This is a genomic window from Pseudomonas sp. B21-023 (assembly GCF_024749165.1).
In the GTDB taxonomy this organism is placed as follows: domain Bacteria; phylum Pseudomonadota; class Gammaproteobacteria; order Pseudomonadales; family Pseudomonadaceae; genus Aquipseudomonas.
The window spans coordinates 4,245,995-4,258,613 of record NZ_CP087190.1; the positions used below are offsets into that span (position 1 = coordinate 4,245,995).

The following is a 12,619-nucleotide window of genomic DNA, read 5'->3' on the forward strand; positions in this document are numbered from 1 at the left end:
CAGGTGCGCCGGCGCAGGTCAGCACGCGCATGAGGCTAGTCGAAAATCAGAAACCCCATATACCCAAGTAAACATGGTCGCGAAAACCAAGGCCCACCCATGCTCAACAGCGAAACGAAGTTGATCGAGACTTCAACCGGCGGGCCACAACCACTTCAGAACACAACCGACAAGACGATAGTCAAAACGGCAATATGAAGCAGCGAAACCTGTTGCCAGCACCATCGTCATGCTGAGCAGCAGAGGGGACGGACGAAGACTGTCAGAAGCTAGGCTCTGTACGAAATGTATCTGCACTCGCCCATACTGCGTTGAAACGGGGCTCGGAATGCTCATGCACTTCAGTACACTGCGCTTCCTCCCCCGTTTCGCCTTGTCTGGCCTTCGCGCAGACACATTTCGTACAGACCCTAGTCAGCCCTGGGCAAGCGCCGCATGCCGGGCGGACGCACGAATCCTGCGCTTGCCGCGCATCAACCCATAAGCTCCTAGCAATGGCCCAATCGCGAGCCCAACGACGAGAGCAGCAAGCACCAGCACCGCTACCGGTATCGCAGGCGCGGACCAGCCAAAGATAACCAACGACACCGCCTGCTGGTTTTCCAGGACGAAGAACAACACCACAGCCGCCAGCAGCAGCACGAACAACGCCGCCAGGGCGCGCCTGAGATTACGCATCAGATTACTCCTTCACTCAAGTGTTCTCGTGCTCATCTTCATTGACCCGATCACGCAGCTCCTTGCCAGGCTTGAAGTGCGGCACGTACTTGCCGTCCAGGCTGACCGACTGACCGGTCTTGGGGTTGCGCCCTACACGGGGCGCGCGATAGTGCAGGGAAAAGCTGCCGAAGCCACGGATTTCGATACGATCCCCGGTCGCCAGGCACTGCGACATCTGCTCAAGCATGGTCTTGATGGCCAGCTCGACGTCCTTGGACGAGAGTAGCCCCTGATGGGTGACAATACGTTCGATCAGCTCCGACTTCGTCATATTTTTCCCTTCGTTATCAAGCAGCTAGATCATTGCTTAATCAGTTTGTAGCACGCTCCGAGCGATTTGAACAGGCCGGTTCTTGACTAAACAAAAAAATTCAAGGTAAGGATTTGTTCACAGTCGTGACAAGCCGCCAGGAATCGGGCCAAGGTACGGAGGCTCAACACCTGCCGAGAAATCACAGGCACAAAAAAGGGCGACCCGAGGGTCGCCCTTTTTACCGATCAAACAGAACTCAGTTCTGCTTGGCCATAGCTTCGCGCAGCAGCGCGGCCATGGTGGTGTCGGCAGCCGCTTCCGGAGCGTTTTTCAGGCTCTGGATGGCTTCGCGCTCTTCAGCATCGTCCTTCGACTTGATGGACAGGCTGATGACGCGGGACTTGCGGTCGACGCTGATGATCTTGGCTTCGATCTCTTCGCCTTCCTTCAGCACGTTACGAGCGTCTTCAACGCGGTCACGGCTGATTTCGGAAGCTTTCAGAGTAGCTTCGATGTCGTCGGCCAGGGTCACGATAGCGCCCTTGGCGTCAACTTCCTTGACGATACCCTTGACGATAGCGCCCTTGTCGTTGACAGCAACGAAGTTGGAGAACGGATCGTCTTCCAGCTGCTTGATGCCCAGGGAGATGCGCTCGCGCTCTGGGTCAACCGACAGGATGACGGTTTCCAGCTCGTCGCCCTTCTTGAAGCGACGCACGGCTTCTTCGCCGGCTTCGTTCCAGGAGATGTCGGACAGGTGAACCAGACCGTCGATGCCGCCGTCCAGGCCGATGAAGATACCGAAGTCGGTGATCGACTTGATGGTACCGGTGATCTTGTCACCCTTGTTGAACTGGCCGGAGAAGTCTTCCCATGGGTTGGACTTGCACTGCTTGATGCCCAGGGAGATACGACGACGCTCTTCGTCGATGTCCAGAACCATGACTTCCACTTCGTCGCCAACCTGAACGACTTTCGACGGGTGGATGTTCTTGTTGGTCCAGTCCATTTCGGAAACGTGTACCAGGCCTTCAACGCCTTCTTCCAGCTCAGCGAAGCAGCCGTAGTCGGTCAGGTTGGTAACGCGAGCAGTCACGCGGGTGCTCTCTGGGTAACGGGCTTTGATAGCAACCCATGGGTCTTCGCCCAGTTGCTTCAGGCCCAGCGAAACGCGGTTGCGCTCACGATCGTACTTCAGGACCTTGACGTCGATCTCGTCACCAACGTTGACGATCTCGGACGGGTGCTTGATACGCTTCCAGGCCATGTCGGTGATGTGCAGCAGACCATCGACGCCGCCCAGGTCAACGAACGCACCGTAGTCGGTGAGGTTCTTGACGATACCTTTGACCTGCTGGCCTTCCTGCAGCGATTCCAGCAGAGCTTCGCGCTCGGCGCTGTTTTCGGCTTCCAGGACGCTGCGACGGGAAACGACAACGTTGTTGCGCTTCTGGTCCAGCTTGATGACCTTGAATTCCAGCTCTTTGCCTTCGAGGTGGGTGGTGTCGCGCACTGGGCGGACATCAACCAGGGAGCCCGGCAGGAACGCACGGATGCCGTTAACGTCGACAGTGAAGCCGCCTTTAACCTTACCGTTGATAACGCCCTTGACCACTTCTTCAGCAGCGAAAGCAGCTTCCAGAACAATCCAGCACTCGGCGCGCTTGGCTTTTTCACGGGACAGCTTGGTTTCGCCGAAGCCGTCTTCGACCGCGTCCAGCGCAACGTGAACTTCGTCACCGACCTTGATGGTCAGTTCGCCAGTTTCGTTGTAGAACTGCTCGAGCGGGATGACACCCTCGGACTTCAGGCCAGCGTGTACGGTAACCCAGTCGCCGTCGATGTCGACAACGATACCGGTGATGATTGCACCCGGCTGAAGATTGAGGGTTTTCAGGCTTTCTTCAAAGAGTTCTGCAAAGCTTTCGCTCATTTTAATTCCTGTAGATTCGGGCGAAAAAGACGCCCATAGCCACATTCCAGACAATGTGGGTTTCGTTAAGTTAAGAAGTGCTGGCAGGACGTTGACTGGTGCCCCTGCCGGCCCTCCTCTCCATCAGGCCAGGTCGCGCAGGGCGAGCTCGCTTCTGATGCGTTGCAGCACCTGCTCGATGGACAGCTCCGTGGAATCCAGCTGAATTGCATCGGCCGCCGGCTTGAGCGGGGCCACTGCGCGCTGGGTGTCGCGCTCATCGCGCGCACGGATCTCATCTAGCAGACTCGACAGACTAACATCTTCGCCCTTGCCCTTCAACTGCAGGTAACGGCGACGGGCACGCTCCTCGGCACTGGCGGTAAGGAACACCTTCAACGGCGCGTCCGGGAACACCACGGTCCCCATGTCGCGACCGTCGGCGATCAGCCCAGGGACTTCACGGAACGCACGCTGACGCTGCAGCAGCGCCTCGCGCACCGCCGGCAGCGAGGCAACCATCGAGGCCCCGGCACCGACTGTCTCGGTGCGAATGGCATTGCTGACATCCTCACCTTCGAGAATGATCTGCTGCAGCTTGCCCGGCTCCGCCGCGACGAACTGCACGTCCAGATGCGCGGCCAGCGCCTTGAGCAGCTCTTCGTTGGTCAGGTCGACACCGTGATTGCTGGCATTGAATGCCAACAAGCGGTAGAGGGCGCCAGAGTCGAGCAGGCGCCAGCCCAGCTCACGAGCCAGCAGCCCTGCGACCGTGCCCTTGCCCGAGCCGCTAGGCCCGTCGATAGTGATGACCGGTGCTTGCGAATTCACGACTTGCCCTCTTCGGCGACGCGGATGCCGACTTCCTTGCACAGCGCCAGGAAGTTGGGGAACGACGTGGCGACGTTGGCGCAGTCATGAATGACGATCGGGGCACTGGCGCGCAGCGAAGCGATGCTGAACGCCATGGCGATTCGATGGTCGCCGTGGCCGTGCACTTCGCCGCCGCCGATCTGGCCGCCGTCGATGATGATGCCGTCCGGGGTCGGCTCGCACTTCACGCCCAGGGCAACCAGGCCGTCGGCCATCACCTGGATGCGGTCCGACTCCTTGACCCGCAGCTCTTCGGCGCCACGCAGCACGGTACGCCCTTCGGCGCAGGCGGCGGCGACGAACAGCACCGGGAACTCGTCGATGGCCAGCGGCACCAGCTCTTGCGGGATGTCGATACCCTTGAGCTTGGCGCCACGCACGCGCAGGTCGGCCACCGGCTCACCGCCGACTTCACGCTGGTTTTCCAGGGTGATGTCGCCGCCCATCAGGCGCAGGATGTCGATAACGCCGGTGCGGGTCGGGTTGATGCCGACGTGCTCCAGGACCAGATCAGAACCCTCGGCGATGGACGCCGCCACCAGGAAGAAGGCCGAGGAGGAAATGTCCGCCGGCACTTCGATACGGGTGGCGGTGAGCTTGCCACCGGACTGCAGGGAGGCTACCGGACCGTTCGACTCGACCGCGTAGCCGAAACCGCGCAGCATGCGCTCGGTGTGGTCACGGGTAGGCGCAGGCTCGGTGACGGTGGTGGTGCCTTCGGCGTACAGGCCAGCCAGCAGCAGGCAGGACTTGACCTGGGCACTGGCCATCGGCAGCGTGTAGTTCAGCGCCTTGAGCTTGTGCCCACCACGGATGGTCAGCGGCGGACGACCCTCAGGGCCAGTCTCGACCACGGCACCCATTTCACGCAGCGGGTTGGCCACGCGGTTCATCGGGCGCTTGGACAGCGAGGCGTCGCCGGTCATGGTGGTGTCGAACGACTGCGCTGCCAGCAGGCCGGACAGCAGGCGCATCGAGGTGCCGGAGTTGCCCACGTACAGCGGGCCGGGCGGCGGCTTGAGGCCATGCAGGCCGACGCCATGGATGGTCACGCGACCATGGTGCGGCCCTTCGATGACCACACCCATGTCGCGGAAGGCCTGCAAGGTCGCCAGGGCGTCTTCACCCTCGAGGAAACCTTCGACTTCCGTCGTGCCCTCGGCCAGCGAGCCGAGCATGATCGAGCGATGGGAAATCGATTTGTCGCCAGGTACGCGGATCCGTCCGGACACGCGGCCACCCGGTTGGGCCAGGAAAATCAGATCGTTGGCGTTCATAGCGTCCACATAGGCCCGACGGGCAAGGATTTTACTGAAATGCTCGCGGGCAACCCGGGCGCGGGTGAACACGCCCAGCAGTTGGTGCCCGTCCCCAGCATCGACCGCGTCGCGCAAGGCGTCGAGGTCGCTGCGAAATGTATCGAGAGTGCGCAGGACCGCCTCGCGGTTGGCGAGGAAGATGTCGTGCCACATGATCGGGTCGCTGCCGGCGATTCTCGTGAAATCGCGGAAGCCTCCCGCAGCGTACCGGAAGATCTCCAGGTTTTCATTGCGCTTGGCCAGCGAGTCGACCAGGCCGAAGGCCAACAGGTGAGGCAGGTGGCTGGTGGCGGCCAGCACTTCGTCATGGCGCTCCACCGACATGTGCTCGACATCGGCATCCAGCGCCCGCCAGAGGCGATCGACCAGGGCGAGCGCGCCCGGTTCGGTTTCCGCCAGCGGAGTGAGGATCACCTTGTGCCGGCGGAAAAGCGCCGCATTGGAGGCCTCCACCCCGCTCTGCTCGGACCCGGCGATCGGGTGCCCCGGCACGAAACGCGGCAGGCGCTCGGCGAACGCCTCGCGCGCGGCACGCACCACATTGCCCTTGGCACTGCCCACGTCGGTGATCACCGCATTACCCAGATCGAGCTGGGCCAGGCGAGCCAGGACTTTCTCCATGGCCAGGATCGGCACAGCCAACTGGATGACGTCGGCGCCGACACAAGCGGCCGCAAGGTCTGCCTCGCAGCGATCGACCACGCCCAGCGCCACGGCTTGCTTGCGCGACTCGGCGTCGAGGTCGACGCCGACCACTTCGCGGCACAGGCCGCTTTCGCGCAGGCCCTTGGCGAAGGAGCCGCCGATCAGGCCGAGGCCTACGACCACCAGACGGTCGATGAGCGGAGCGGGATTGTTTGTTACAGCATTAACCACAAGTGCGAACCCTGTTCAAAAACATGCCAGTCGTTGAGACCGCAGGGGGCTGCTGCGCAGCCCATCGCTGGCAAGCCAGCTCCCACATAGGCCAGCGATACACCGCTCCCTGTGGGAGCCGGCTTGCCGGCGATGGGCCGCAAAGCGACCCCAACAAAATCGATCAGAGCACCGCTTTCGGATAAGAGCCCAACACCTTCAGCGCCACAGCCTCCTGGCTGATCTGCTCGAGTACCGCCTTGATCAGCGGATCACGGTGATGGCCGACAAAGTCGATGAAGAACACGTAGGTCCACTTGCCGCTGCGCGACGGACGGGTCTCGATGCGCGTGAGGTCGATGCCGTTCTCGTGAAACGGCACCAGCAGCTCGTGCAGAGCACCCGGCTTGTTGCTCATGGAGACGATGATCGAAGTCTTGTCGTCGCCGGTCGGCGGCACTTCCTGGCTGCCGATCATGAGGAAGCGCGTGGAGTTGTCCGGCCGGTCCTCGATCTTTTCGGCCAGGCGGGTCAGGCCATACAGGTTGGCCGCCATGTCACCGGCAATGGCCGCCGAATTCCACTCACCCTTGACCCGCTTGGCCGCCTCGGCGTTGCTCGACACAGCCACACGCTCGACGTTCGGGTAATGGGCGTCCAGCCACTTGCGGCACTGGGCCAGCGACTGGGCATGGGAGTAGATGCGGGTGATGCTGTCGGTCTTGGTGTTCTCGCCCACCAGCAGGTGATGGTGGATACGCAGCTCGACCTCGCCGCAGATCACCATGTCATGCTCGAGGAAGCTGTCCAGCGTGTGGCTGACAGCGCCTTCGGTGGAGTTCTCCACCGGCACCACGCCGAAATTGACCGCACCCGCCGCCACTTCGCGGAACACTTCGTCGATGGCCGCCATCGGGCGGCTGACCACGGCATGGCCGAAGTGCTTCATGGCTGCGGCCTGGGTGAAGGTCCCTTCAGGGCCGAGGTAGGCCACCTTAAGCGGCTCTTCGAGCGCCAGGCAGGAGGACATGATCTCGCGGAACAACCGCGCCATCTCTTCGTTGTCCAGCGGCCCCTGATTACGCTGCATGACGCGCTTGAGCACCGCGGCCTCGCGCTCGGGACGGTAGAACACCGGCGCCTCGCCTTCTGGCAACGATGCGGTCTTGACCTTGGCCACTTCCTGGGCGCAACGGGCGCGCTCGCTGATCAGCTCGAGGATCTTCTCGTCGAGGCTGTCGATGCGCACGCGCAGGGCCTTGAGCTCCTGATCGGACATCAGCCGTGCTCCTTCTCGAATTCACCCATGTACTGCACCAGCGCCTCGACAGCCTCCAGGCCCAGGGCGTTGTAGATCGAGGCACGCATGCCGCCGACCGAACGATGGCCCTTGAGGTTGAGCAGGCCACGGGCATCGGCGCCGGCCAGGAAGGCCTTGTCCAGACGTTCGTCGGCCAGGCGGAACGGCACGTTCATCCACGAGCGGGCGTTGACACTGATCGGGTTGGTGTAGAACTCGCTGGCATCGATGAAGCCGTACAGGCGCTCTTTCTTGGCGCGGTTGCGCTGCTCCATCGCCTCGACGCCACCCTGCTCCTTGAGCCACTCGAACACCAGGCCCGAGAGGTACCAGGAATAGGTGGCCGGAGTGTTGTACATCGAGCCGTTGTCGGCCGACACCTTGTAGTCGAGCATCGTCGGGCAGCTGCTGCGGGCACGACCCAGCAGGTCTTCGCGCACGATCACCACCACCAGGCCGCTCGGACCGATGTTCTTCTGCGCGCCGGCGTAGATCAGGCCGTACTGCGATACGTCGATCGGGCGCGACAGGATGTCCGAGGACATGTCGACCACCAGCGGGACGTCACCGGTTTCGGGCACCCAGTCGAACTGCAGGCCACCAATGGTCTCGTTGGACGCATAGTGAACGTAGGCGGCATTGCGGGTCAGCTGCCACTCGTTCTGGCCCGGGATGGCCAGGTAGTCGTAGGGCTTGGCGCTGGCAGCAACGTTGACAGTGCCGAAGCGGCGCGCTTCCTCGATGGCCTTCTTCGACCAGATACCGGTCTCGACGTAGTCGGCGGTGCCGTTTTCCGGCAGCAGGTTCAGCGGAATCTCGGCAAACTGCTGGCTGGCACCGCCCTGCAGGAACAGCACCTTGTAGTTGGAGGGGACGGACAGCAGGTCGCGCAGGTCCTGCTCGGCCTTTTCGGCAATGGCCACATAGTCGTCGCTGCGGTGGCTCATTTCCATCACCGACAGACCCTTGCCGCGCCAGTCCAGCATCTCGGCCTGGGCGCGCTGCAGCACGGCATCAGGAAGCGCGGCAGGGCCTGCGCAGAAGTTAAAGGCTCGTTTGCTCACATCCACTCTCGCTCTGCCAAATAGAACAAAATCGTAATTCGCTGCGGACCAGTCAAGACTGTGTCGCCGACATCAGGGCTGCCTCGCAGCGCCAATGCCCCACCTTCATCAGTCAAACGGGGCGACCTTGGTCGCCCCGCTCGGGTTGTTGCATCGATTATTCCTGAGGTGCCTCTTCGGCGCCGGCGTCGTCGCCCACCGCATCGAGCGGGGCGCCCTCCTCGCCCGTCTCGATCAGTTCATCGAGCTCTTCCTCGGAGGGCTCCTGGACGCGTTCAAGCCCCACCAGCGTCTCGTCGGTGGCCAGCTTGATCAGCGTGACACCCTGGGTGTTACGGCCCAGGCTGGACACCTCGCCGACCCGTGTACGCACCAGCGTGCCCTGGTCGGAGATCAGCATGATTTCCTCGCCTTCCTGCACCTGGATGGCGCCGATCAGCAGGCCGTTGCGCCCCTTGGTGCCCATGGCGATCACGCCCTGGCCACCACGGCCGCGGCGCGGGAACTTGGACAGCGGGGTGCGCTTGCCAAAGCCACGTTCGGAAGCGGTGAGGATCTGCGCGCCGGACTCCGGGATCAGCATGGAAATGATCTGCTGGCCCTTGCCCAGCTTCATGCCGCGCACGCCACGGGCCGTACGGCCCATCTCACGCACCACGCTCTCGGCGAAGCGGATCACCTTGCCAGCGTCGGAGAACATCATGACTTCCTTGGCGCCGTCGGTGATGGCGGCAGCGATCAGGGTGTCACCTTCCTTGAGCTTCAAGGCGATCAGGCCGTTGGAACGCGGACGGGCGAACTGCACCAGCGGGGTCTTCTTGACAGTACCGGAGGCGGTCGCCATGAAGATGTAGGCGCCGGTCGGTTCGGCGGCCCACTCTGGGGTGTCGCCGTCTTCCTCGTCGATCTCCTCGGCTTCCACCAGCTCGCCTTCGATTACGCTGTCGTCGCTGTCTTCCAGTTCTTCGTCTGGGTCTGCGTGCTGCTGCAGCGCCTCCAGGTCGATCTGCAGCATGGCGGTGATGCGCTCACCTTCTTCCAGCGGCAGCAGGTTGACCAGCGGGCGGCCGCGGGCGGCGCGGGAGGCCTCGGGAATCTCGTAGGTCTTCTTCCAGTACACTTTGCCCTTGCTGGAGAACAGCAGCAGGGTGGCGTGGCTGTTGGCGACCAGCAGGTGCTCGATGTAGTCCTCGTCCTTGACGCCTGTGGCCGACTTGCCCTTGCCACCACGGCGCTGGGCCTGGTACGCGGACAGTGGCTGGGTCTTGGCGTAGCCACCGTGGGAGATGGTCACCACACGCTCTTCTTCGGGGATCATATCGCCGTAGTTGAGGTCATGGCTGGCATTGAGGATTTCGGTGCGGCGGGCATCGCCGTACTCGGCGCGGATCGCTTCAAGCTCTTCGCGGATCACTTCCATCAGGCGCTCGGCGCTGCTGAGGATGCGGATCAGCTCGCCGATCTGCTCGAGGATCTCCTGGTACTCGGCCAGCAGCTTCTCGTGCTCCAGGCCGGTCAGGCGGTGCAGGCGCAGCTCCAGGATAGCCTGGGCCTGTTCCGGCGACAGGTAGTACTTGCCTTCGCGCAGGCCGTACTGCTCCGGCAGGTCTTCCGGACGGCACGACTCGGCACCGGCGCGCTCGACCATGACTTGCACCGCGCTGGACTCCCAGGCCGTGCTGATCAGCGCTTCCTTGGCTTCGGACGGCGTCGGCGAGGCCTTGATCAGGGCGATGACCGGGTCGATGTTGGACAGCGCGACCGCCTGGCCTTCAAGGATGTGACCCCGCTCGCGGGCCTTGCGCAGCTCGAACACGGTGCGGCGGGTAACCACCTCGCGGCGGTGACGGACGAACGCCTCGAGCAGGTCTTTCAAATTAAGCAGGCGCGGACGACCGTCGATCAGGGCGACGATGTTGATGCCGAATACGCTCTGCAGCTGGGTCTGCTGATAGAGGTTGTTGAGCACCACCTCCGGCACCTCGCCGCGACGCAGCTCGATGACGATGCGCATGCCGTCCTTGTCGGACTCGTCGCGCAGCTCGGTGATGCCTTCGATCTTCTTCTCTTTGACCAGCTCGGCGATTTTCTCGATCAGGCGCGCCTTGTTCAGCTGGTACGGCAGCTCGGTGACCACGATCTGCTGGCGGCCACCGACCTTGTCGATGTCTTCGATCTCGGAGCGGGCACGCATATAGATGCGGCCACGGCCGGTGCGATAGGCCTCGATGATGCCCTGGCGGCCGTTGATCAGGCCCGCTGTCGGGAAGTCCGGCCCCGGGATGAACTGCATCAGCTCATCGACCGTGATGTCGGAGTTGTCGATCAGCGCCAGGCAGCCGTCGATCACTTCGCCGAGGTTGTGCGGCGGAATGTTCGTCGCCATGCCCACGGCGATACCGCTGGAGCCATTGACCAGCAGGTTGGGGATCTTGGTCGGCATGACCGCTGGGATCTGCTCGGTACCGTCGTAGTTCGGCACCCAGTCGACGGTCTCTTTGTGCAGGTCGGCCAGCAGTTCATGGGCCAGCTTGGACATGCGCACTTCGGTGTATCGCATGGCCGCGGCGTTGTCGCCGTCCACCGAACCGAAGTTGCCCTGGCCATCGACCAGCAGGTAGCGCAGCGAGAATGGCTGGGCCATGCGCACGATGGTGTCGTACACGGCGGTGTCGCCGTGCGGGTGGTACTTACCGATCACGTCACCGACCACACGGGCGGATTTCTTGTACGGCTTGTTCCAGTCGTTGCCCAGTTCGCTCATCGCATACAGAACGCGACGATGCACGGGCTTCAAGCCGTCACGCGCATCGGGCAGCGCTCGCCCGACAATAACGCTCATCGCGTAGTCGAGGTAAGACTGTCTCAGTTCGTCTTCGATATTGACCGGGAGGATTTCTTTGGCCAGTTCGCCCATGAGAAGCCTGATTCCTTTTTCTGGTGAAACTTCGCCTGATCCCTCGAAGGACGAACGAAGCTCGCCGCCGCAGCGCAATTGGGGTGCGACGACTTACGACAAATCAATGAGTTGTGCCATGGATCTGCGCAATGAAGGCCGCAGTAAAGAGCGGCCTTGGAAACTGCCGGATGGTATCACAAACGCTGCGCGCATGGGAGATATGGCAGGTTGCCGTACAGCACCATCCGCACGGATGGAAAAACGCCTCAATGGAGGCGTTTGCGGCACATCAACTGGGCGATCTTTGCGGTATCCGGGCGCTCGACAACGCCCTTCTCGGTGACGATCACGTCGATCAGGTCGGCCGGCGTGACATCGACCACCGGGTTGTAGGCTTCGACATCAGCGGTTACCTGGATGCCCGCTACCTCCAGCAGCTCTTCCTCGCCGCGGGTCTCCAGCGGGATATCCTCGCCGGTAGGCAGATTCAGATCAATGCTGGTGCTCGGCGCCACCACCATGAAGCGCAGCCCGTGGTGCATGGCCGCCACCGCCATCTGGTAGGTGCCGATCTTCGCCGCCACATCGCCATTGGCGGCAATGCAGTCGGCGCCGACCACCACCCAGGTGATGCCCTTGGTCTTCATCAGGTGCCCGGCCGCCGCGTCGGCGACCACGGTCACCGGCACTCCGTCAGCGGCCAGCTCCCAGGCGGTCAGGCGCGAACCCTGCAGCCACGGCCGCGACTCGCAGGCATAGACCTGCTCGACCATGCCCTCCAGGGTGGCGGCGCGGATCACCCCCAGGGCGGTGCCGAAGCCGCCGGTGGCCAGGGCCCCGGCGTTGCCGTGGGTGAGCAGGGCCTGCTCGCTGCCCTGGTGCCTGCGGATCTGCTCGACACCGAACTGAGCCATGGTCAGGTTGGCCTCGCGATCACTCTGGTGAATCCCCACCGCCTCGGCCTCCATCACCTTCAGCACGTCTTCATCCGGGCGCAGGCGCTGCAGGCGCTCACGCATGCGATTGAGCGCCCAGAACAGGTTGGCCGGGGTGGGCCGCGCCTCGCCGAGCATCATGAAGTCTTCTTCCAGGCTCTCTTCCCAGCTCTCGCCTTCGGCCAGACGACGGCGCAGCGCCAGCACCAGGCCATAGGCGGCGCAGATGCCGATCGCCGGAGCGCCACGCACGGCCATGTCGCTGATCGCCTCAGCCACCTCGGCCGCCTCGGTGCAAGCCAGCCAGCACTGCTCAAGCGGCAGCAGGCGCTGGTCGAGCAGATGCAGCACGCCGTCGCGCCACTCGATGCCCGTCACCGTCTCCGCCGCCATCAGTTGCTCGCGCATCGCCTCTCCCCGTCGCCCTGGCATCAAAAGCCGGCGATTATAGCGAGCCTGCGTCGCGGACGCTCGGGTATACTGCGCGTT

The 12,619-nt window shown here is 62.9% G+C and carries 9 protein-coding genes; all 9 read right to left on the bottom strand.

Annotated features, from left to right (window positions below):
* Positions 1 to 414: 414 nt before the first annotated feature.
* The 9 genes from LOY42_RS19045 to mtnA all read right to left on the bottom strand — a co-directional run bounded on the left by LOY42_RS19045 (position 415) and on the right by mtnA (position 12,538).
* On the bottom strand, positions 415 to 678 hold the full coding sequence (locus LOY42_RS19045; RefSeq protein ID WP_258598832.1) for a lipopolysaccharide assembly protein LapA domain-containing protein: 264 nt from the start codon (positions 676 to 678) through the stop codon (positions 415 to 417).
* A 16-nt stretch (positions 679 to 694) separates the two neighbouring features.
* On the bottom strand, positions 695 to 991 hold the full coding sequence (ihfB, locus tag LOY42_RS19050) for an integration host factor subunit beta (RefSeq protein WP_258598833.1): 297 nt from the start codon (positions 989 to 991) through the stop codon (positions 695 to 697).
* A gap of 238 nt (positions 992 to 1,229) precedes the next feature.
* Positions 1,230 to 2,906, bottom strand: a complete 1,677-nt coding sequence (rpsA, locus tag LOY42_RS19055; RefSeq protein WP_046856619.1) for a 30S ribosomal protein S1 — start codon at positions 2,904 to 2,906, stop codon at positions 1,230 to 1,232.
* A gap of 123 nt (positions 2,907 to 3,029) precedes the next feature.
* Positions 3,030 to 3,716, bottom strand: coding sequence for a (d)CMP kinase (gene cmk / locus LOY42_RS19060; protein ID WP_258598834.1), 687 nt, complete (start codon positions 3,714 to 3,716; stop codon positions 3,030 to 3,032).
* On the bottom strand, positions 3,713 to 5,953 hold the full coding sequence (locus LOY42_RS19065) for a bifunctional prephenate dehydrogenase/3-phosphoshikimate 1-carboxyvinyltransferase (RefSeq protein WP_258598835.1): 2,241 nt from the start codon (positions 5,951 to 5,953) through the stop codon (positions 3,713 to 3,715). Before LOY42_RS19065 ends, cmk begins: the two co-directional genes overlap by 4 nt.
* Before the next feature lie 163 nt (positions 5,954 to 6,116).
* Complete coding sequence (pheA, locus tag LOY42_RS19070) at positions 6,117 to 7,211, bottom strand: prephenate dehydratase (RefSeq protein WP_110698041.1); 1,095 nt, start codon at positions 7,209 to 7,211, stop codon at positions 6,117 to 6,119.
* Entirely contained in the window at positions 7,211 to 8,296 is a 1,086-nt protein-coding gene (serC, locus tag LOY42_RS19075; protein ID WP_094010761.1) for a 3-phosphoserine/phosphohydroxythreonine transaminase, read from the bottom strand. Before serC ends, pheA begins: the two co-directional genes overlap by 1 nt.
* Positions 8,297 to 8,453: 157 nt before the next feature.
* Positions 8,454 to 11,213 carry a DNA gyrase subunit A gene (gene gyrA / locus LOY42_RS19080; protein WP_139672870.1) on the bottom strand — a complete coding sequence of 920 codons (2,760 nt, stop codon included), beginning with the start codon at positions 11,211 to 11,213 and terminating at the stop codon, positions 8,454 to 8,456.
* A gap of 248 nt (positions 11,214 to 11,461) precedes the next feature.
* Positions 11,462 to 12,538 (bottom strand): S-methyl-5-thioribose-1-phosphate isomerase, encoded by a 1,077-nt coding sequence (mtnA, locus tag LOY42_RS19085; RefSeq protein WP_139672873.1) that lies wholly within the window; start codon positions 12,536 to 12,538, stop codon positions 11,462 to 11,464.
* Positions 12,539 to 12,619 lie beyond the last annotated feature (81 nt).